Source organism: Saccharothrix sp. ST-888, assembly GCF_000955975.1.
GTDB lineage: Bacteria > Actinomycetota > Actinomycetes > Streptomycetales > Streptomycetaceae > Kitasatospora.
On record NZ_JYJF01000027.1, the window covers coordinates 1 to 21174 of the forward strand.

The 21174-nt window shown below is 72.8% G+C and carries 15 protein-coding genes, 1 tRNA gene, 2 pseudogenes and 1 riboswitch; of the genes and pseudogenes, 13 read left to right on the forward strand and 5 right to left on the reverse strand.

The window, feature by feature from the left end:
- Positions 1 to 433, reverse strand: a pseudogene (locus UK12_RS11945) (UDP-N-acetylglucosamine 1-carboxyvinyltransferase); the annotation flags it as partial.
- Positions 434 to 714: 281 nt separating this feature from the next.
- On the opposite strand from UK12_RS11945, the gene UK12_RS11950 reads away from it, so the two are divergent.
- The 3 genes from UK12_RS11950 (at position 715) to UK12_RS11960 (ending at position 3414) form a co-directional block, all read left to right on the forward strand.
- Positions 715 to 1284 carry a YqgE/AlgH family protein gene (locus UK12_RS11950; protein ID WP_045302736.1) on the forward strand — a complete coding sequence of 190 codons (570 nt, stop codon included), beginning with the start codon at positions 715 to 717 and terminating at the stop codon, positions 1282 to 1284.
- Positions 1285 to 1347: 63 nt separating this feature from the next.
- The gene (locus tag UK12_RS11955; protein WP_045302740.1) at positions 1348 to 1623 is read left to right on the forward strand and encodes a DUF3039 domain-containing protein; all 276 of its coding nucleotides are present in this window, start codon (positions 1348 to 1350) and stop codon (positions 1621 to 1623) included.
- Positions 1624 to 1701: 78 nt separating this feature from the next.
- On the forward strand, positions 1702 to 3414 hold the full coding sequence (locus UK12_RS11960) for a beta-N-acetylhexosaminidase (RefSeq protein WP_197084775.1): 1713 nt from the start codon (positions 1702 to 1704) through the stop codon (positions 3412 to 3414).
- A gap of 131 nt (positions 3415 to 3545) precedes the next feature.
- Here UK12_RS11960 and UK12_RS11965 read toward each other — a convergent pair whose 3' ends face one another.
- On the reverse strand, positions 3546 to 4067 hold the full coding sequence (locus UK12_RS11965) for a DUF6624 domain-containing protein (RefSeq protein WP_045302744.1): 522 nt from the start codon (positions 4065 to 4067) through the stop codon (positions 3546 to 3548).
- Positions 4068 to 4529: 462 nt separating this feature from the next.
- Between UK12_RS11965 and UK12_RS11970 the strand changes: the two genes are divergently transcribed.
- From UK12_RS11970 to UK12_RS36525, 6 genes and pseudogenes are all read left to right on the forward strand, one after another.
- Complete coding sequence (locus tag UK12_RS11970) at positions 4530 to 5411, forward strand: FAD binding domain-containing protein (RefSeq protein WP_197084776.1); 882 nt, start codon at positions 4530 to 4532, stop codon at positions 5409 to 5411.
- A gap of 206 nt (positions 5412 to 5617) precedes the next feature.
- A pseudogene (locus UK12_RS43180) lies at positions 5618 to 6055 on the forward strand ((2Fe-2S)-binding protein); the annotation flags it as partial.
- A 766-nt stretch (positions 6056 to 6821) separates the two neighbouring features.
- Positions 6822 to 9158, forward strand: coding sequence for a xanthine dehydrogenase family protein molybdopterin-binding subunit (locus tag UK12_RS11980; RefSeq protein WP_082119535.1), 2337 nt, complete (start codon positions 6822 to 6824; stop codon positions 9156 to 9158).
- A gap of 373 nt (positions 9159 to 9531) precedes the next feature.
- Positions 9532 to 10800, forward strand: coding sequence for a S8 family serine peptidase (locus tag UK12_RS11985; RefSeq protein ID WP_197084777.1), 1269 nt, complete (start codon positions 9532 to 9534; stop codon positions 10798 to 10800).
- 143 nt (positions 10801 to 10943) lie between these two features.
- The gene (locus UK12_RS11990; protein ID WP_045302748.1) at positions 10944 to 11270 is read left to right on the forward strand and encodes a hypothetical protein; all 327 of its coding nucleotides are present in this window, start codon (positions 10944 to 10946) and stop codon (positions 11268 to 11270) included.
- The gene (locus tag UK12_RS36525; RefSeq protein WP_052681816.1) at positions 11270 to 12865 is read left to right on the forward strand and encodes a WXG100 family type VII secretion target; all 1596 of its coding nucleotides are present in this window, start codon (positions 11270 to 11272) and stop codon (positions 12863 to 12865) included. Before UK12_RS11990 ends, UK12_RS36525 begins: the two co-directional genes overlap by 1 nt.
- 152 nt (positions 12866 to 13017) lie before the next feature.
- Here UK12_RS36525 and UK12_RS12000 read toward each other — a convergent pair.
- A tRNA-Cys gene (locus UK12_RS12000) sits at positions 13018 to 13092 on the reverse strand.
- A gap of 294 nt (positions 13093 to 13386) precedes the next feature.
- A riboswitch (guanidine-III (ykkC-III) riboswitch) is annotated at positions 13387 to 13449 on the forward strand.
- Positions 13450 to 13506: 57 nt separating this feature from the next.
- Between UK12_RS12000 and UK12_RS12005 the strand changes: the two genes are divergently transcribed.
- Both UK12_RS12005 and UK12_RS12010 read left to right on the forward strand, forming a co-directional pair.
- A complete protein-coding gene (locus UK12_RS12005; RefSeq protein WP_045302750.1) occupies positions 13507 to 13821 on the forward strand; it encodes a DMT family transporter in 315 nt (104 codons plus the stop codon).
- Between the two features lie 97 nt (positions 13822 to 13918).
- Positions 13919 to 15367, forward strand: a complete 1449-nt coding sequence (locus UK12_RS12010) for an MFS transporter (RefSeq protein ID WP_045302752.1) — start codon at positions 13919 to 13921, stop codon at positions 15365 to 15367.
- 29 nt (positions 15368 to 15396) lie between these two features.
- Here UK12_RS12010 and UK12_RS12015 read toward each other — a convergent pair whose 3' ends face one another.
- Positions 15397 to 16668 (reverse strand): lipoprotein, encoded by a 1272-nt coding sequence (locus UK12_RS12015; protein ID WP_045302844.1) that lies wholly within the window; start codon positions 16666 to 16668, stop codon positions 15397 to 15399.
- A 381-nt stretch (positions 16669 to 17049) separates the two neighbouring features.
- Here UK12_RS12015 and UK12_RS43185 point away from each other — a divergent pair, with 381 nt between their 5' ends.
- A complete protein-coding gene (locus tag UK12_RS43185) occupies positions 17050 to 19650 on the forward strand; it encodes a phosphatidylglycerol lysyltransferase domain-containing protein (RefSeq protein ID WP_063838244.1) in 2601 nt (866 codons plus the stop codon).
- A gap of 229 nt (positions 19651 to 19879) precedes the next feature.
- The gene (locus tag UK12_RS12025; protein WP_231591159.1) at positions 19880 to 20473 is read left to right on the forward strand and encodes a class F sortase; all 594 of its coding nucleotides are present in this window, start codon (positions 19880 to 19882) and stop codon (positions 20471 to 20473) included.
- 199 nt (positions 20474 to 20672) lie between these two features.
- On the opposite strand, the gene UK12_RS44365 is transcribed toward UK12_RS12025, so the two are convergent.
- A complete protein-coding gene (locus tag UK12_RS44365; protein ID WP_045302756.1) occupies positions 20673 to 21137 on the reverse strand; it encodes an SsgA family sporulation/cell division regulator in 465 nt (154 codons plus the stop codon).
- Positions 21138 to 21174 lie beyond the last annotated feature (37 nt).

Sequence of the window (21174 nt, forward strand, 5' to 3'; positions counted from 1 at the left end):
TCTCGATGGTGGCGCCGAACTGGCGGAGCACCTCGAAGTGGAAGTCCACCGGACGGCCGCCGATGTCGCAGCCGCCGAGGCCGGGGATGAAGGCGTGGCCGAGGCGGTGCAGCAGCGGGCCGCAGAACAGGATCGGGATCCGCGAGGAGCCGGCGTGCGCGTCGATGTCCGCGACGTTGGCACTCTCCACGTGCGACGGGTCGAGGATGAGCTCGCCGTCCTCGTCGCCCGTGCGGACCGTCACACCGTGGAGCTGGAGCAGCCCGCGTACGACCTTGACGTCCCGGATGTCGGGGACGTTGCGCAGTCGGCTGGGGCCCTGCCCGAGCAGCGCGGCGACCATGGCCTTGGGCACGAGGTTCTTCGCGCCGCGGATCTGGATCTCGCCCTCCAGCGGGTTACCGCCGTGGACCAGCAGGACGTCGTCGGTCATCGTTCTCGCAATCACGGGATGCCATGGGGAAGGGGCAGGAGCCTGCGGGGGCGCTGTACGGGTGGCAGCAGGCGCGCGGCAACCATGGCTCGATCGAGACAGGGGGCCACCACCACGTAGATGGTAATGGCCGGGCGATTGGTTCCCTTGCGCCCTATTGGTGATCGTGCTCTCTGCGGGCGCTGCATGGCGGACGAGTTGGTCCGTACGGGTGTTCGGCAACGGCCACCGGCTTTCGTGTTGGGCGCCCGTCGGAGCCCCGACTGCGGGATCATGTGGGCATGACACCGGCCCTCTCGCACACCGGCCGTCTCCTTGTCGCGACGCCCCTGCTGACCGACCCGAACTTCGCCCGGTCGGTGGTGCTGCTGCTCGACCACGACGCGCAGGGAGCGCTCGGCGTCGTGCTCAACCGGCCGACCCCGATCGAGGTGGGCAGCGTGCTGGACGGCTGGGCCGACCTGGCCGGCAGACCCTCGGTGGTCTTCCAGGGCGGCCCGGTGGCGCTCGACTCCGCGCTCGCGGTCGCCGTGGTGCCCGGCGAGCCGGGACAGGCCGAACCGCTCGGCTGGCGGCGGGTGCACGGGGCGATCGGCCTGGTCGACCTGGAGGCGCCGCCGGAGATCCTGGCCGGGGAGCTGGGTGGCCTGCGGGTCTTCGCCGGGTACTCGGGCTGGTCGCCGGGACAGCTGGAGAACGAGGTGGCCGAGGGCGCCTGGCACCTGGTCGAGGCCGAGCCCGGCGACATCTTCTGCCCCGACCCCGACCGGCTCTGGCGCTCGGTCCTGCGCCGTCAGCGCGGCCCGCTGGCGATACTCGCCACCTATCCGGACGACCCGACGCTGAACTGAGCGGACTCACCCGCCCGCCGGATGCTGGCCCGGTTCCGAGCCGCCCCCATAGACTAGGCACCTATGAGCACTCTTGAGCCCGAGCGCGGCCTCGGCACCGGCACCCTGGTCGAGCCCGTCCCCCAGGTGTCACACGGGGACGGCGACCACGAGCGCTTCGCCCACTACGTCCAGAAGGACAAGATCATGGAGAGTGCCCTGTCCGGCACTCCCGTGGTGGCGCTGTGCGGCAAGGTCTGGGTGCCGGGACGCGACCCGAAGAAGTACCCGGTCTGCCCGATGTGCAAGGAGATCTTCGAGGGGATCGACAAGCCGCAGGGCAACGACGGGGACCAGTAACCCCCGACCTCCGCGGTCATCGGCCAGGTCCGTCACTGGTCTATGCCACTTCGGTCCGCGCGGGGCAGGATGGTCGACATGGCTGACATCCCTGTGGATCTCGTCCCTGCCCCGCTGCGTGCTGTCCGGACCCGGACGGCGGAACGGTTCCCCCTCGGCCCCGCCACCGCGCTGACCGCCGAAGCCGGCCTCGCGGACGTCGAATCCTGGCTCAGGGCCGCTCTCGCCGCCGCCACCGGCCTGCCGCTGCGCCCGGGCACCGCCGGTGCGGCCGACGGCATCGAACTGCGGCAGGACGCCGCACTCGCCCCGGAGGCGTACCGGCTGACCGTGGCCGGCCGCCGGGCCGTGATCACCGCGGGCGGCCCCGCCGGGGCGTTCTGGGGCGCGCAGACCCTGCGCCAGCTGCTCGGCCCGGACGCCTACCGGCGGGCGCCGCTGCGCCGCACCGGCTGGGCGCTGCCGGGCTGCGAGATCGAGGACGCCCCCAGGTTCGGCTGGCGCGGGGTGCTGCTGGACGTCTCCCGGCACTTCCTGCCCAAGGCGGACGTGCTGCGCTTCCTCGACCTGATGGCGGTCCACAAGCTCAACGTCCTGCACCTGCACCTGACCGACGACCAGGGCTGGCGCGTCGAGATCAAGCGCTACCCCCGGCTGACCGAGGTCGGCGCCTGGCGCGAGCGCTCGATGGTCGGCTTCCGGACGGCCGAACGGCGGGACGACCGGCCGCACGGCGGCTACTACACCCAGGACGACCTGCGCGAGATCGTCGCGTACGCCGCCGGGCGGCAGATCACCGTGGTCCCCGAGATCGACCTGCCCGGCCATTCCCAGGCGGCCATCACCGCCTACCCCGAGCTCGGCAACACCGACGTGGTGGACACCGCCTCGCTGGGCGTCTGGACCGACTGGGGGGTCAGCCCTCATGTGCTCAACGTCTCCGAGGCGACCCTGCGGTTCTTCGAGGGGGTGCTGGAGGAACTGCTGGAGATCTTCCCGTCCGAGTTCGTCCACCTCGGCGGCGACGAGTGCCCCAAGGACCAGTGGCGCGAGAGCGCGGCGGCCCAGGCCCGGATCAAGGAGCTCGGGCTGGCCGACGAGGACGAGCTGCAGAGCTGGTTCATCCGGCACTTCGACCACTGGCTGGCCGACTGCGGCCGCCGCCTGATCGGCTGGGACGAGATCCTGGAGGGCGGCCTGGCCATCGCCACCGGCCCGGAGGGCGGGGCGGAGCCGAACGGGACCGGCGGATCCGACCCCGAGGGGTCTCACGCGCGGCGGCCCGCACGCGCGGCGGTCTCCTCCTGGCGCGGCTACGCGGGCGGAGTGGCCGCCGCGCGGGCCGGGCACGACGTGGTGATGTGCCCCGAGCAGCACGTCTACCTCGACCACCGGCAGTCCCCCGGGGACGACGAGCCGATCCCGGTCGGGTACGTGCGCAGCCTGGCCGACGTCTACCGGTTCGAGCCGGCGCCGCCGGAGCTGGACCCGGTGGCGGCCCGGCACGTGATCGGCACCCAGGCGAACCTGTGGACCGAGTTCACGGACGACGCCCGCGACGTGGACTACCGGGCCTTCCCGCGCCTCGCCGCCTTCGCCGAGGTCGCCTGGTCCACGCTGCCCGCCCCCGCCGAGCGCGATCTCGCCGACTTCGAGCGGCGGATGACGGCCCACTACGCCAGGCTCGACGCGCTCGGCGTCGAGTACCGCCCGAGCGGTGGGCCCCATCCCTGGCAGCGCCGCCCCGGCGTCCTCGGCCGACCCGTGGACGGGCCGCCGCCGGCGGTCTGACGGCCGCCTCCCGAGGGGCACGAGGGCTGTGGGGCCGGGTGGATGTGCCGGAGCGGATCTGCTGGGGCGCTCCCCGGGGACGGGCTTGCCCTCGTGCCGCTGGAAGCCCGCTCGTCGGCCCCGGGCAGGCGCTAGCGCGGGGCGTGCTCGGCGGTGTAGACGGCGAAGGGCTCGATGCCGACCCCGGCGCGCAGCTCGTCCACCCGGTCGGGCTGTTCGCATGGCCACGGGACGGGGGCACCGTCCACCACCGCGCCGATCTGGGTGCCGTAGCGCTGCGGGCGGCCTTCGTTGACCAGGGTCCGGTCATGCAGGAAGGCGAGGTCGCGGGCGTCCGCCCGGCCTGCCTCGACGGCCGCCGTCAGCAGGTCGAGGGCGCGCCGCTGGATGTCGGCGCGGCGGTCCGCGTGCTGGGCGATCAGCCAGGCCGCACGAGCCGCCTCCGGGCCGACCAGCTCGGCGGTCGGCCAGCCGTGCGCGGCCATGGCCTCGTCCAGCCGCTCGCCGTGGCGGGCGGTCAGCCGTCGCCAGGTCAGCTGCTCGGCGAGGTCGGGGCTGTGGGCACCGGCCGAGGCCGCGTGGTCCGCGGCGGCCATCGCGGTCAGTTCGGCGGCGAGTCGGGCGAAGGTGCCGGGTTCGTGCTGCTGGGCCATCTCGGCTCCTCGGTGGGCGGGAGTGGGTGCCTCCACGCTAGGTCCGCCGAATGCGACCAAGATCATCCCTGGGGGCGGTGACACGGGGTGTCCGGCTGGGCGAGAATTGATCCACCGGACGGCCGGTACCGGGAACTCGCCCGGGTGGCGGGGCGTCAAGAACTGGTGACCAACCGATCCCGTTCGGACGGCATCACGACGGACTCCGGCCGGATTCGTCCGGGAATCCGCCTGCTTGCCCGTGCCTACCGGGAAATGATCACTGCGCTTTGTGTGCCAGAGTTGCCCAACCCGCACCGATCGCCCGTACCCTACGGGCCAGGCCGCACTGCCGATGGGGCTGAAGCCCCGGCCGGAGGCTGGACGGTGGTACCCCCGTCCGGAGGGCCGGGGTGGGGGTCCCCCGGCCGGAGGCCGAGGGTCAGGCAGTTCGATGAGCAAGTGGAGCACGGTGGAATCCAGGTGAACCGGACGATCATGCTGCCGGCCTCGCTCGACGAGGCCGTGGAGGCGCTGGCAGTCACCCCAGGCGCGGTGCCGGTGGCCGGGGCCACCGACCTGATGGAAGCCGTCAACGCGGGACGGCTCCGCCCGGCCGCGCTGATCGGCCTCGGCCGGATCACCGAGCTGCGCGGCTGGCGCTACGAGGACGGCGGCACCGCCGTCCTGGGCGCCGGTCTGACCCACGCCCGGATGGACCGCCCCGACTTCGCCGCGCTCATCCCCGCCCTGGCCGACGCGGCCCGGACCGCCGGTCCCCCACAGGTCCGCAACGTGGGCACGCTCGGCGGCAACATCGCCACCGCGGCGCCGGCCGGCGACACCCTCCCCGTCCTCGCGGTCCTGGAGGCGACCGCCACCCTGGCCCGTGCCGGTGGCACCCGCGAGGTCCCGATCAGTCACCTGCTCACCGGGCTCGACCCGCTGCGCCCCGGCGAACTGCTCACCTGGGTGCGCGTCCCGCTGCTGCACGCCCCGCAGGTCTTCCTCAAGGCCACCAGCCGCAGCGGTCCCGCCCGCGCCACCGCCTCGGTGGCCCTGGTCCTCGACCCCGCCCGGCGCGCCGTGCGCTGCGCGGTCGGCGCCGTCGCCCCCGTACCGCTGCGCCCGCTGGAGGCGGAGACCTGGGTGGCCGGCTGCATCGACTGGGACGCCAGGGGCGAGGAGGGCGCAGCCCTGATCGACCCGGCGGCGGCCGCCGCCTTCGGCGAGTACGTGGCGGGGGCCTGCATCCCCGACGGTGCGTTGGACGGCGGTCCCGAGGGGCCGGGCGCGGTGGCCCTACGGCTGCGGCGTACGGTATCGGTGCTGGCCCGACGGGCATTGGGAAGGGCGCTGAAGTGACGACGACAGACCCGATCGACTCCGGCGCGGTCGGATCCGGCCAGGTCGGACCCGAGTACCCGGGCGTCGGCTCGGCCGAGCTCGGCCCGCTGGGCGTGGATCCGCTGGGCACCGGACCACTGGGTGTGGATCCGCTGGGCGCCGGCCCGCTCGGCCTCGGGCCGGTGGAGTTCGGTGGCGACGGCCGCCCCTGCGCCTCGTACACCCTGCGCGTCAACGGCTTCGAACGGCCCGTCACCGACGCCTGGATCGGCGAGAGCCTGCTCTACGTGCTGCGTGAGCGCCTCGGCCTGGCCGGGGCCAAGGACGGCTGCGAGCAGGGTGAGTGCGGCGCCTGCTCGGTGCTGGTGGACGGCCAGCTGGTGGCCGGCTGCCTGGTGCCCGCCGCGCTCGCCTCCGACAGCGAGATCGCCACGGTCGAGGGCCTCTCGGCGGGCGGTGCCGCCAGCGACGTCCAGCAGGCACTCGCCGACTCGGGTGCCGTCCAGTGCGGCTACTGCACCCCCGGCCTGGCCATGGCCGTGCACGACCTGCTCCAGCGCAACCACCGGCCCAGCGAGGTCGAGGCCCGCCAGGCACTCTGCGGCAACCTCTGCCGCTGCACCGGCTACCGGGGCGTGCTCGCCGCCGTGCAGGCCGTCGCCGAGGCGCGCGGCGCCGAGGAGGAGATCGCCGAGGACGAGGCGGCGGCCGCCGGCGAGGCAGCCGCGCCGGTGCCCTCGGCCGTCCCCGGTGCCGCGACCGCCCACACCGCCCCGGCGGCCCCCGTGGTCGAGCCGGGCGGAGCCGACGCCGCCTCGCACACCGAGTCCGGCCACGCCGCCGTGCCGGACGCCGGGCTCGCCCAGCCCGTGCCCGGTCAGCCCATGCCGGCGTACCCCATGACCGATCTGCCCATGCAGGTCGCGGAGCCGCCGATCTACGCGGACTCCGAGGCCTGGGTCGAGGCCGAGGTCCCGTACCCGACCGAGCCCACCACGGCCGGTACCGGGGTCGGCATCGACTACGGCTCCGCCGGCGCCCACCAGACCGGCATCTACGAGCCGTACCCCGGCTACACCGCCACCCCGGCGCACGGCACGCCGTACGACCCCGGGTACGAGACCCAGTCCTCGTACGCGGCCCCCTACGACGCCTCCTACGACACGGCGTACGGCCAGAGCCACTTCGAGGCCGCCCCCGTCCACGGCGTGGTGGGCGACGGCCCGCTCTACGAGAGCACCCCCGCCCACGGCACCCCGTACGTCCCGGCTCCCGCGCACGGCACCCCCTTCGCGGACAGCGCCCCCGTCTACGAGGGCTACGACGGCACCACCCCCGCCCACGGCATCCGCGAGGACGACCACGCATGAGCGAGCGAATCAGAACGGGGCGCGCATCGAGCGACGCCGGGCGCAGTGAGGTGGATGCGTGAGCTCGCCGACCGACATCTCCTCGCCGACCGATCTCCCCTCGGCGGCCCCCGAGGAGTCGCAGGACGCCGAACCCTTCGGCCTCGGCAGCACCGCCCTGCGCACCGACGCCCTCCCCAAGGCGCTCGGCATCTACCCCTACGCCGCCGACCTGTGGGCCGAGGGCCTGCTCTGGGGCGCCGTCCTGCGCTCGCCGCACCCGCATGCGCGGATCGTCGCGATCGACACCACCCCCGCGCTCGCCCTGCCCGGCGTCCACGCCGTGGTCACGGCCGCCGACCTGCCGCCGGGGCCCGAGGGCACGCCCGACGGCGCACCGTCCGGGCCGATCGTCGCCGACCGGCCGATCCTCGCCTGCGGGGTGGTCCGCCACCACGGCGAACCGGTCGCCGCCGTCGCCGCCGACCACCCCGACACCGCCCGGCTGGCCGCGGCCTCGATCCTGGTCGAGTACGAACTGCTGGAGGCGGTCACCGACCCCGAGCAGTCCTTCAACGTCCCGCCGCTGCACCCCGAGGGCAACCTCTTCCGGCACCTCCCGCTGCGCACCGGCGACCCGGAGGCGGTCGGCGAGATCGTCGTCGAGGGCCTCTACCAGGTCGGCCGGCAGGACCCGGCCCCGCTCGGCTCCGAGGCCGGACTGGCCGTGCCCCGGCCCGACGGCGGCGTCGAACTCCACCTCTCCTCCACCGACCCGCACGGCGACCGGGACCGCACCGCCGCCTGCCTCGGCCTCGAACCCGACCGGGTCCGGCTGGTCGTCACCGGCGTCCCCGGTGCCACCAGCGACCGCGAGGACCTCTCCTTCCAGGTCACCCTCGCGCTGCTCGCGCTGCGTACCGGCCGCCCCGTGAAGATGACCCTCACCCGCGAGGAGTCCTTCCACGCCCACACCAGCCGCCATCCCGCCCTGCTGCGCTACCGCCACCACGCGGACGCCGAGGGCAAGCTGGTCAAGGTCGAGGCACAGATCCTGCTGGACGGCGGCGCGTACGCCGACGTCTCCTCGGAGGCTCTGGCCGCCGCAGCGGCCTTCTCGGTGGGCCCCTACGTCTGCGCGAACGTCTTCGTGGACGCCTGGGCCGTACGCACCAACAACCCGCCCGCGGGGCGGATGCGCGGCGAGGGCGCCCTGCAGACCTGCTTCGCGTACGAGTCCCAGCTCGACCAGCTGGCCGTACAGCTGGGCATCGACCCGCTGGAGATCCGCCGCCGCAACGCCATGGCCACCGGCGACCCGATGCCCACCGGACAGGCCGTCACCTGCCCGGCCCCGGTCGCCGCCCTGCTCGACGCGCTCACCGACTCCCCGCTGCCCGCCCTGCCGCTGGACGACCCCGAGGCCGACTGGCTGCTCCCCGGCGGCCCCGGCGGCGCGGGCGACCCGGCGGCGGTACGGCGCGGCATCGGCTACGCGGTCGGCATGGTGCACATGCTCGGCGCGGAGGGCGAGGACGAGGTCTCCACCGCCACCGTCCGGGTCAGCGGCAACCATGCGACGGTGATCTGCGCGGCGGTCGACGTCGGCCAGGGCTTCGCCACCCTGGCGCGGCAGATCGTGCAGTCGGTCCTCGGCGTCTCCGAGGTCTACATCGCGCCGGTCGACAGCGACCAGTCGGTCGCGGGCCCGTCCGCGCGCGGACGGCACACCTGGGTCTCGGGCGGCGCGGTCGAGCGGGCCGCCCTGATGGTCCGCCACCAGCTGCTCCAGCCGATCGCCGCCAACTTCGGCATGTCGGTCGAGCTGCTGTCGATCGCCGACGGCAAGATCACCTCCTACGACGGAGTCCTGGGGATGCCCGTCGCCGAAGCACTGGAGGGCAAGGAGCTCTGGGCGACCGCCCAGTGCCGTCCGCACCCCACCGAGCCGCTGGACGAGTCGGGCCAGGGCGACGCCTTCGTCTCCATCGCCTTCTGCGCCATGCGCGCCGTGGTCGACGTCGACATCGAGCTGGGCGCGGTGCGGGTCGTCGACGTGACGGTGGCCCAGGACGTCGGCCGGGCCCTGAACCCGCGCCAGATCGAGGACCGGATCGAGGCCGCCGTCGCCCAGGGCGTCGGCCTGGCCCTGCTGGAGGACCTGCGCACCGACGGCGGCCGCATCCTCAACGCCTCACTCACCGGCTACCGCCTCCCCACCGCCCTGGACACCCCCGACGTCCGGATCGCCGCCCTGCTGGAGGAACGCGACGTCGTCGCCACCTTCGGCGCCAAGGCCGTCAGCGCCGTACCCGCCGTGGTCGCCCCCGCCGCCGTCGCCGCCGCCGTGCGGGCGGCCACCGGCCTGCCGGTCGGACGGCTGCCGATCCTGCCGGAGGACGCGATCGTCGGCTGAGCGGCGGAGGCGGCGACGGCTGCTTCCGACGGTGGATCAGCGCCGGAGCCGATGCCGGGGTCAACGGATGGTCAAAGTCGGCCAACTGCACCGTGCAGAAGCCGTGCAGAGCCGTGGGCCGCTGTCCGCTCCGCTGTATCGGGCGATACGATCGATCCGCTGCCTTCATGTGCTCGCGGGGCGCAGACGGACAACAGAAGCCTACTGACAGGGTGACGGGGAAGAGATGACGCTCAGCAGGACCATGCGCGCACTCGGCGCCACCACACTGGCCGGCGGCCTCCTCCTGACGGTCACGCCCTTCGCGAGCGCGGACCAGGTCCGCGACGCGCAGTGGGCGAACCAGGAGTTCGACCTGCAGAAGGTCTGGTCGGTGAGCAGGGGCGACGGCGTCATCGTCGCACTGATCGACAGTGGAGTGGACGCAAGCCACCCGGACCTGTCGGGGCAGGTACTGGAGGGCTACGACCCGAGCGGGACGGGGCTGAACACGCATCCGACAGACCCGCACGGTACCAAGATGGCCGGTCTGATCGCCGCTCATGGCCATGGGAACGGGGACGGTGCTGTCGGTCTTGCGCCGGGTGTCAAGATTCTGCCCATCTACAAGACGACGGCGGGGGACACCGACGCCATTCCCGAGGACATCAAGTGGGCTGTGGACCACCAGGCCAAGGTGATCAACATCTCGCTGGGCAATCCCATTTTCAAGAACCCCAAGATGGCGGACGCAGTCGCGTATGCCGCGAAGAACGACGTCCTCATTGTTGTCGCGGCCGGCAACGAGGGGAATTCCTCGGTGTCCTTCCCTGCGAACGAACCGGGCGTGCTGGCGGTCGGCGCGGTGGACAAGAACAACAACATCTGGAGCAGGTCCAACCACGGACCGGAGGTCATGCTCACGGCCCCCGGCGTCGACATCGTCGGCACCGGCGCATGTGACGGCGGGCAGTACTGCATCGGGCCCGGAACCTCCGACTCGACGGCCTACGTCTCCGCAGCAGCCGCGTTGGTCCGCGCCAAGTTCCCGAAGCTGACTGCTGGCCAGGTTGCCAACCGGTTGGTGAAGTCAGCCTTGGTGCCGCCCTCTCTCAGTGGTGCCAAGCTGCCTGATGAGCATTACGGATACGGCATCATCCGCCCGTACGAGGCGCTCACCCAGGACATCCCCGCCGGCTCGGCGCAGGGCCCGCTCGCGAAGCCTGCGGGGGCTGGTGACACGGGGAGCGGAAGCCAGACGCCCGGAGCAACTTCCCCTGGCGGCACGACCGCTGGCACAGCGGGTCCTGGATCGATCGGGCAGCCGCCGGTCATCAAGTCGTCGAACGCCAAGAGCTCCACCGTCCTCTTCGCCGCCGCCCTCGGTGTGGTGTTCCTGGCTGCTGTGATCGCGGTGATCGTGGTGGTGTCCCGTCGCCGGAAGTCCGGTCAGAGCCAGCCTGGTCAGGCCCCGTACGGTGCACAGCCCTACGGCGCTCCGCAGCAGTACGGCACTCCGCCCGCGTGGCCGCAGCAGGCCCAGCCGCCGTACCCGAACCAGCCTCAGCCGCCCTACGGAAACCAGGTTCCGCCGCCCGGCTACCCGCCCCAGCAGCCGTACCAGGACAACCCGTACGGACAGGGCGGGAACCAGCAGCACTGAGGGTGTGTCAGCACCCTTTGGGTAAGCGCTACCATCGAACGCCCTAGCTATCGAGTTGCTGTCCGCCAGCTAGGACACCATCACCACCCGCCGGAGCCAGTGCCAGACGGGGAAGCATCGACACTCCAGGGGGAGAGAGCCGTATGTCCGACGGATTCCGTGTCGACATCGACGAGTTGGAGGCGGTGGTCAAGCGACTGCGGGCCCTCCAACAGAACCTCGGCCAGACCGCCAACAAGTCCAAGTACAACACCGTCGTTGCCCGTTCGGACTTCGGCGGCGACTTCGCCGAGGCGCAGGCCATGTATGCGGCGCACGACAAAATGCAGCAGTTCCTGGCGGGGATGGTCTCTCAGCTGGACTCCCTGATCAACGACTTCGGGAACAAGACCAAGACGGTCAACGACGCCTACCGCAACGACGACGAGCAGCAGGTCGCGGCCATGCGGAAGCAGGAAGGGCAAGTCTGATGGCTGCGGACAAGACGAGCTTCGACAAGTACGACCTCGTCCCTCTCAAGGGGATGCTCGAGAGCTCCAACCCGGGGCGGCTCAAGGAGGTCAGCGACCACTGGAAGAGCGTGGAGGCGGAGCTGCGCAGTGCAGCCACCGACCTTCAGCAGGCGGTGCAGCACGCGACCCAGAACTGGGAGGGCACAGCCTCGCAGGGTTTCGTCAGGCGAGCCGGTGAGATCCAGACCAGCATGACGAACACGGCGGACCACGCCGCCAGTACCTCCACCGCGATAAACTTCGCCGGTACGGCGCTCGATCAGGCTGCCTCGAGCATGAAGCAGATCACCGTGCCCAGCTCGGTCGACAGCGGACTGAAGTTCGTCAGCGACCTCGGGGACCGCTCCGACGCGCAGTTCAAGGCCGACCTGGCCGGCGGCATGGACCGTTTCGCTGCCGTCAACAAGAACTACGACCAGCTGTCGGCGACCGAGATCTCGCACCAGTACGCGATCGGTGTGATGGAGCAACTGGGGCCGCAGTACACCCAGGCCGCCGGATACCTCAACACGCCCGGCGAGAGTGGATACGGAGGACGGGAGCAGGGCTTCCCGCCGAAGCCCGAGAACCCCGCTCCGGTCGGCGTCGCTCCCGAGCCCATGCCTTCCATGCCGCACAACCCGACCCCGCAGGGCCCCGGCGGTTCCGACGGTCAGGGCGGCCAGGGTGGCGGCGGCAACGTCGGTACCCCCGGCATGCCCGGGTACCAGCCGCCGAATCTGCCGCCGCAGCACAACCCGACCTACCCGACCGGGCCCGTTACGCCGGGGCACCCGGGTGGTCCGGGTGGGCCGGTCGGCAGCATGCCGCCGATCGTGCCGCCCGCCCACACCGGGATCGACTCGCTGCCGCCCGCGCCGACCGTGCCTCCGGGCACCGGCTCGCTGCCGGGTGGCGGTCTGCCCGGCGGCGGTGTGCCCGGTGGTGGTCTGCCGGGTGGTGGTCTGCCCGGCGGCGGTGTGCCCGGTGGTGGTCTGCCCGGCGGTGGCTTCCCCGGTGGTCTGCCTGGTGGCGGTCTGCCTGGCGGTGGCCTGCCCGGTGGTGGTCGGCCCGGTGGCGGTAGGACCGTCCCGACCGGCAGCCGTCCGGGCGCGGGTTCGACCGGTGGTGGGGGTGCCGGGGCCGGTGCGGGCGCGGGCCGTGGTGCGGCCGGCGGTGCCGGCGGGTCCGGTGCGGGTGCCGCAGGTGGTGCGGGCGCGGGCCAGGGCCGTCCGGGCATGCCCGGTATGGGCGGGGCGCACGCCGGTGGCGCCGGTGCGGGTGGCAAGGGCGCGGCCGGCAAGGGCGGCAGCGGCCTGGTCCGGCGCAGCGGCGGAACGGTCGGCGGTGCCCGTCCCGGCAGTGCCAGCGGTCGGGCCTTCACCGAGGGTGGTTCGGGCCTGGGCAAGGCCCGCGCCAACGGCACCCAGGGTGCGGCCGGAGCCCACGGGGCTCCCGGCGGCGCGGCCGGCAACAAGAAGAAGGGCAAGAACGGCAACCGGCCGGACTACCTCGTCGAGGACGAGGACACCTGGCGTACCGGAGGCTCGGCCAACCCGCCGGTCATCGAGTAGCCGACTGTCGGACTGAAACGTGGGGCGTTCTCCAGCCGGAGGGCGCCCCACGGGCTTTGGTGCTGCGGATTTCCCGAAAATGTCCGGCCTCATAATGCCGGGGAATGCCGAATTGCCGATCGGCGGTAATTCTCCGATCGGCAATTCGAGTGTGGAGGCCATGACGGGAATCGAACCCGTGTAAACCGCTTTGCAGGCGGTTCCCTAAACCACTCGGGCACACGGCCGTGGACGGCGGCGGATGCTGGTCCGCGCCAGGTGGAGGCTGTACTCAGGCGCTACAGGGGCTGCAGGTGTAACCGGCGCTACAGGTGCCACGCGGGCCACAGGCGGGACAACAGGGAGCGGCGCAGGTGTGCGGCAGTGCGATGGTCGCCGTCCTCCTGCTCATGGCCTGCTCCTGTCGTTTCTGCCCCGATTCAACCGGGGTGCCGCGTCGATGAATTCATCTTATGCGGGAACCGGTGGGGCACGTCAATATCCGAATATGAATTCTGTGTGTCGTCCTGTGCTACCGTCGAGAGCAGGTGAGTTGATCACCCCGGACGAGGCGCGTCGTACCCGGTATGACAAGACGGCGCAGTACAGCGGCAGGGCCCGGCAGGGCTCGGCCGTCCACTACTGCGGAGGAGCGTCCCGTCATGGCCTGGTCGGTTCTGATCGTCGCCGGTGTGCTGGAGACCGTGTGGGCGGTGGCGCTGGAGGCGTCCAAGGGGTTCTCGCGGCTGGTGCCGAGCCTGGTGTTCGTGGTGGCGCTGGCGTTGAGCATGGCCGGACTGGCGTACGCGATGCGGAGCATCCCGTTGGGGACGGGCTACGCGGTGTGGGTGGGGATCGGTGCGATCGGTACCGCGCTGTACGGCATGGCGGTGATGGGCGACGCGGCGACGGCGGCCCGGGTGACCTGCCTGGTGCTGATTCTCGGTGGCGTGGCGGGGCTGAAGGTTCTGCACTGACGCCGGTGGCCCGCTGGGGTCCTAGGACCGATGGGGGAGCGGCCGCGGGACCGCAGGTCAGGAGTGAATCGGTTAATAGGCACTTACCATGATGGGCATGACCACGGCCTCCTCCACCTCCGCCACGACCTCGTCCGCCGCGACCGCGACACAGACCGGTGGCGACACCGGAGGAGTCCTCGGCGCCCCGTACCGGGCGCTGACCCTGGGCATAGTCTCGGTCGTCCTGCTGCTGGCCTTCGAGGCGACGGCGGTGAACACCGCGATGCCGGTGGCGGCCCGCCAGCTCGACGGGCTCGGACTGTACGCCTTCGCCTTCTCCGGCTACTTCACCAGCACGCTCTTCGCGCTGGTGGTCTCCGGGCAGTGGTGCGACCGCAAGGGGCCGATGGGGCCGCTGCTCTCCGGGATCGTGGTGTTCGGGGCCGGTCTGGTGGTGGCGGGGACGGCGGCCGACATGTGGCTGTTCGTCGCCGGGCGGGCGATCCAGGGGCTGGGCGGCGGGCTGGTGATCGTCGCGCTGTACGTCGTGGTCGGACGGGCGTTTCCCGAGCGGCTGCGCCCGTCGGTGTTCGCGGCGTTCTCCGCTGCCTGGGTCCTGCCGTCCATCCTCGGTCCTGCGGTGTCGGGCGCGGTGACCCAGCACCTGGGCTGGCGCTGGGTGTTCCTGGCCGTACCGGTGCTGATCCTGCTGCCGCTGGCGGTGATGGGACCGGCGCTGCACCGCAGCGAGCGGGAGCAGCGGAGGTCGGCGGCAGCGCCGCGTCCGGAGTTCGACCGCAGGCGTTCGGGGTTCGCGGCGATGGCCGCACTCGGCGCGGGCCTGCTGCAGTACGCGGGCCAGCGGCTCGACCTGCTCGCGATCCTCCCGGGGCTGGCGGGCGCCGGACTGCTGCTTCCGGCCGTGCTGCGGCTGCTGCCCGCAGGCACGCTGCGGGCGGCGCGCGGACTGCCGGCGGTGATCCTGCTGCGCGGGGTGGCGGCGGGTGCGTTCTTCGCCTCGGAGGCCTTCATCCCGCTGATGATGGTGACCCGGCGCGGCCTCTCCCCGACGCTGGCCGGCCTGACGCTGACCAGTGGCGGGCTCTCCTGGGCGCTGGGCTCCTGGCTGCAGGGGCGCCCCGGTCTGCAGCGCCACCGGGAGACGATGATCCGGCTCGGCTTCGTGCTGACGGCCGTGGCGATAGCGGGGACGACGCTGGTACTGGTGCCGGCCGTACCGACCTGGGCGGCGTCGGTGGCCTGGGCCGTGGGCGGGATGGGCATGGGCCTGGCGGTGGCGAGCATCAGCGTGCTGATGATGAAGCTGTCCGCCCCCGAGGACGCCGGGGCCAACTCGGCCGCACTGCAGATGAGCGACGCGCTGGGCAACGTCCTGCTGATCGGCCTGTCCGGAGTGCTCTTCGCGGGCCTGGGCGGCGGCTCGCTGGCGGCCGCCCGGGACTCGCCGGTACCGGCGGCGGCGTTCGCGGTGATCTTCCTGGTGATGACCGGCGTGGCACTGTTCGGCGCGCTGGTCTCGGGCCGGGTGCGGCCCCGCTCCTGAAGGCGGGGGCCCGCCCCTGAGCAAGCGGGTCAGGAGGAGGCAGCGGCGGACGGGGCAGGGGCCGCGTTGGGGGTGCCGAGAAGGGTCTCCCAGCCGCCGGCCGGTGCCTCGCCGGGGCCGAGTGACTGCAGCTTGCGCAGCACCGCGGGGTCCTGCGCCTCCAGCCAGTGCACCAGCTGGCGGAACGACACCAGCCGTACGTCGGGGCGTTGGGCGATCACCTTGAAGGCGTCCTCGACGGCGTCCATGTAGATGCCGCCGTTCCACTCCTCGAAGTGGTTGCCGATGTAGAACGGCGCCCGGTTGGTGGTGTACGCCCGCTCGAAGCCCGCCAGGTAGGAGTCGCGGGCCTGGGTGCGCCAGCCCGGGTACATGCCGGAGTCGCCCTTGGTGTTGGCACCGGACTGGTTGAACATGATGTTGTAGTCCATCGACAGCACCTGGAAGGTGTGCCCGGGGAAGGGAACGGACTGCAGCGGGAAGTCCCACAGTGCCCCGCCCGCGAGCTTCTGCGGCCAGATCTGGAGCCCGCCGGGGCCGCTGCTGTCGTACTTCCAGCCGCGCTCGGCCGCCGTGGGCAGCAGACCGCGCTGGCCTTCCAGGCAGGGCGTGCGGCCGCCGATCAGTTCCTTCCGGTAGTCGAAGGGCAGGGCGGGCAGGTCGGTGAAGCCGGTGTTGGTCTTCCAGTTCATGACGAAGTCCATCGCCTGCTCGATCTCGCTGTCCCACTCCTCGGGCGACCAGTTGGCGACGCCGGTGGTGCCGCAGAAGTGCCCGTTGAAGTGGGTGCCGATCTCGTGCCCCTCCAGCCAGGCGGCGCCGATCTGTTCCAGGGTGTCGTGGATGTGCTGGTCGTTGAGGTAGCCGATGTCGCTGGCGCCGGCCGGGTGCTGCGGCGGGTGGTACAGCTCGCGCTTGGACTCGGGCAGCAGGTAGAGGCCGCTGAGGAAGAAGGTCATCGACGCGCTGTGTTCCTTGGCGAGGTCCCGGAAGCGGCTGAACAGCCGGTTGTCCAGCTCACCCGCGCCGTCCCAGGAGAAGACCACGAACTGCGGCGGGTGCTCGCCCGGCCTGAGCGGCTCGGCCGTCGGCTGGTGCGGCTGCGGACCGGTGTCGGCGGTCGAACCGTCCCCGATCAGGACGGGGGCGGGCGGCTTGGGGGTGCCGCTGGGACGGTGGCCCGAGCGGGCGCCGGATGGAGCCGCCGGATACCCGCCGCCGGAGCTCGCGCAGCCCGCCGCCAGGGTGGCTGCGGCGCCGGCGCCGGCGGCCAACAGGGTCCTGCGGGAGAGTGCGTCCATGATCACGTCCAGTCCTGGAGGCGCCCATGCAGGGAGAACCCCTGCAGAGGGGGGAAGGCCATGGGGGTCGGCGGTCCGGAAGACTCCGAGAGCTGCGTCGGTACGGGCCGGATCGGCCCACAGCATCGCATGCGACGAGCCGTCAGCCCGGTAAGGCGGGGCGCAGCGTAGGGTGATCCACGGGTTCGCGGCCGACGGCTCACCCGCCCGGAGCAGCTGCCCGTCGGACGGCCGGCGGACCGGGGTGAGGCGGCGCCAGGCGGTGGGGGCACAGGCACCCCGACCGCCCCGGAGCGAGCCCACAGGACCAGTTGCCCGCAGGACCGCAGGCCCGCCCGAGCGCGGCGGCCGCGTTCAGTACGGCCCGGAGGTGCGCCCGTCATGTGGCAGTCGGTGCTCGACGCTTACCGGGAACGGATCGTCGAGGCCGGTCGCCAGCCGCTCTTCCTGCTGCTGTTCGGGCTGGTCGGTTCCTTCCTGTTCATCCGCTTCAGCGTCCGGATGATCCGGCGCGGCACCAGCTGGTGGCCGGGCAATGTAACCCCCGGTGGGCTGCACATCCACCATGTGGTGTTCGGCCAGGCGCTGATGCTGGTCTGCGGGGTCGGCGGCTTCACGATCCGGGGCGAGGGCGGGGTGCTGCGCGAGGCGATGGCGACCGGCTTCGGGATCGGCTGCGGCCTGGTACTGGACGAGTTCGCCCTGGTGCTGCACCTGGAGGACGTCTACTGGAGCGAGCAGGGCCGCAAGTCGGTGGACGCGGTGATCATCGCCGTGGCGATGATCGGACTGCTGCTGTTCGGCGCGCTGCCGCTGGGCGGCTTCACCGGACGGCTGACGCTGAGCCAGTCGGCGCTGGCCGTGCTGGTGCTGCTCCTGGTGGTGGTCAGCCTGTTCAAGGGGAAGATCTACACCGGCCTGCTCGGCGTGATGCTCTGGCCGCTCGCCCTGGTCGGGGCCGTCCGGCTGGCCAGGCCGCGCAGCCCGTGGGCCCGCTGGCGGTACCGCTCGCGGCCCAAGCGGATGGCGCGCGCCGAGCGCCGGGACGCCCGGATCCACCAGCGCCTGGACCGGGGCAGGGTCGCCTTCTACAACGTGCTGGCTGGTGCGCCGGACGTCGTCCTCGGCCCGCAGCCCAGGACCGTCCCCGGCCCGCAGCCGGAACCGCCCGCGCCGGTGCCCGCCCTCCCGTACCCGCCGGGCCCGGTGCCCGCCTGGCGGGGGCGCTGCATCGGCTTCGCCCAGTGGTACCTGCGGATCGCCGCCCTGCTCAACCTGGCCGCCGGGCTGATCGCACCGTTCCGCAACCAGGTGCACCGGGCCAACACCGGCGAGTACTTCACCCCGGCGCTGATGACCGCCGGGTTCACCGCAGCGCTGTTCGCCGGGCTGCTCGCGCTGATGCTGCGCCGCCGCAAGCGGGCCGCCTGGATGGTCGCGACCGTCGTGGTCGCCGGGTACACGGCGCTGTGCACGCTTGCCCTGGTCCTCGCGCCCGAGGACCGCTCGCACCCCTTCAACTGGGGCTCGGCCGCGCTCACCGTCGCCGTGCTGACCGCCCTGGTGCTCGGCCGTCCCGCCTGCCGGGTGCGGGGCGAACGGGGCAACCTCGTGCTCGGTCTCGGCGTCCTGCTGGTCGGCGGGGCCGCCGTCACCGGCATCGGCGCGGCCCTGGTCCGGGTCGGCTCGGCCGGGGCCGCGCCGGGCTGGGGCGACAGCGCCGTCTACGTCCTGATCCGGCTGGTCACCCTCTCCGGGATCGTCGAGTACTCCGACCTGGACGTGCCCGGCTGGGTCGCCCTGACCGTCAACGTTCTCGGCGCGGCGCTACTGCTGCTCACCGTCCGGGTCTTCTTCCGCTCCCCGCGCAGCCGGGTGCACCTGGGGCCCGAGGACGAGCGGCGGCTGCGCGCCCTGCTGGCGCGGCACGGCGCCCGGGACTCGCTCGGCTACTTCGCGCTGCGCCGCGACAAGTCGGTCTGCTGGTCGCCCTCGGGCAAGGCGGCGGTGCTCTACCGGGTCGTCAACGGCGTCGCGCTGGCCTCCGGGGACCCGGTCGGCGATCCGGAGGCCTGGCCGCAGGCGATCGGGCGCTGGCGCGAGGAGGTCCGCGACCACGCCTGGGTGCCCGCGGTGACCGGTGCGGGCGAGCAGGCGGGGATCGTCTACCGGCGGGAGGCCGGGCTGCGGGCGCTGGAGTTCGGCGACGAGGCGGTGGTCGAAGCGGAGGGATTCACGCTGGCCGGACGCTCGATGCGGACGCTCCGGCAGACCCACCAGCGCGTTCGCAGAGCGGGGTACCGGGCCGTGATCCGCCGCCACCGGGACATCCCGGCCGAGGAGCTCACCGCGCTGGCCAGGCTCGCGGACGCCTGGCGGCACGGCCGGACCGAGCGCGGCTTCTCGATGGCACTCGGCCGGCTCGGCGACCCGGCCGACGGGGACTGCCTGCTGATCGAGTGCCGGGACGAGAACGACCGCACCAGCGCCCTGCTCAGCTTCGTCCCGTGGGGCGCGCACGGCCTCTCGCTGGACCTGATGCGCCGTGACCGGGAGTCCGACAACGGGCTGGTGGAGTTCATGGTGGCCGAGCTGCTGACCCGGGCCTCGGCCGGGGAACTGCCGGTCACCCGGGTCTCGCTGAACTTCGCGATGTTCCGGTACGTCTTCGAGCACGGCGCCCGGATCGGCGCGGGGCCGGTGCTGCGGCTCTCCCGTACCGTGCTGCGCTTCCTCTCCCGCTGGTGGCAGCTGGAGTCGCTCTACCGCGCGAACGCCAAGTACCAGCCGGCCTGGGAGCCGCGCTTCCTGCTGTACGAGAAGTCCTCCGAGCTGCCCGCCATCGCACTGGCCAACGCGCTCGCCGAGGGCTTCCTGACCAGGCCCCGGCTGCGCCGTTCGGCGGGCGAGGGACGGGAGTCGCTCACCCGTTCGGCCCAGGGTGGTCCGAGCGCTCCGACTGACGCCGGGTCAGGACGCTGACCTGCACTCATCGTCCCGGGCCCGGTCGTCCGGCGGGCCCGCGGCCCAGCTATTGCGGATGTCCCGCGCGGACCGGGGCGGTTGACTGGCCGGGCCACCCCGGGTGCGGACGTCGCACGAACGGCCATGGGCCGGTCGGAGCCCGCGCCGCTCGGGGATCGGACCGAGACGGCGAGGAGCAGGGATGGGCGGGCAGCCTGGCAGAAGTCCGTGGCCGGGGACGCTGGCGGTGAGTACCGCCCTGGTGCTCGGCGCCTGGATGATCAACGGTGGCAACGGTCTCCATCTCCCCCCGCTGCCCGGTATCTCCCAGGGCTTCGGCAGCGCCACCTCGCCCGCGATGCTCGTCCCGCCCCGCCCCAGGGCCGTCCCGACCCGGATCAGGATCCCCTCGCTCAGGGTGGACGCGCCCGTCACCGGCCTCGGCCTGGACTCCGCCGGACGGCTGCAGCCGCCCCCGCCCGCCGACCGCAACCTGACGGGCTGGTACCGCGGCGGCGTCACCCCGGGCCAGCGCGGAACCGCGGTCGTGGCCGGACATGTCGACACCCACGACGGCCCCGCCGTCTTCTACGACCTCGGCACCCTGCGCAGGGGCGACCAGGTCGAGATCACCGGTGCGGACCGGGGCACCGCCTTCTTCATGGTGGACGCCGTCGAGGTCTATGCCAAGAACGACTTCCCGGACGCGAAGGTGTACGGTCCGGCCCCCGACTCGCAGCTCAGGCTGATCACCTGCGGCGGCGACTTCACCACGGCGAAGGGCTACGAAGCTAATGTGGTGGTCTTCGCCCACCTGGTGCGCAGCCTGCCCGGCAGCTGACCGGGCGGCGGCCCGTCGTCCGTCCTGACCTGCCGATCGGCGGGGTGACCTGCGGGTGCGCATCGCGCAGAATGGCTATTGGTCTGGACCAATAGTCCGGGCCGGCTCCGGTGGCGGCCGCTCACGCCGGGAGTCGACGCCGCCCGGGGCGGTGGAGATGCCCCGGGCGGCGGCTGCCGGGGCGGCTCCGGGTGCCTGGTCAGCCGAGGAGTTCGGCCAGGGCGCGGTCCGGGTCCAGGTGGTGGAACTCCTCGCCCTCCGGGACGGCGGAGTAGCTGTGCCGCAGGAAGCGCCGCAGGTCGCCGGAGTCGAACCGGAGCAGGGCGATGCCCTCGGGGGCGCGCAGTTCCACCATGGTGTGCTGCCCCGGGGCGGGCCGGATGTGCACGTCGCCGACTCCGGACGGCAGGTCGAGGCCGGCCGCGAGCAGCTCGCGGGCGAAGACCCACTCGACCTCGGGCGGCGCCTGCGGCGACGGCAGGCCCTCGGCGGCGGGCGCTGCGGGAACCGGGTCGGTCCCGTCCACCGCGTACTCGGCGGGGAAGACCATCCGGACGGCCAGCGGGTCCTCCGGGTGGTAGCGCAGCTTCACGCTGAGCAGGGCCGAGCGGTGCGCGGAGACGATCAGGTGGGCCTGGGTGGCCTGTTCGAGGGCGGCGGGCACGGGGTTCCTTCCGGTGGCGTGGGGCGCGTGCGGGTCG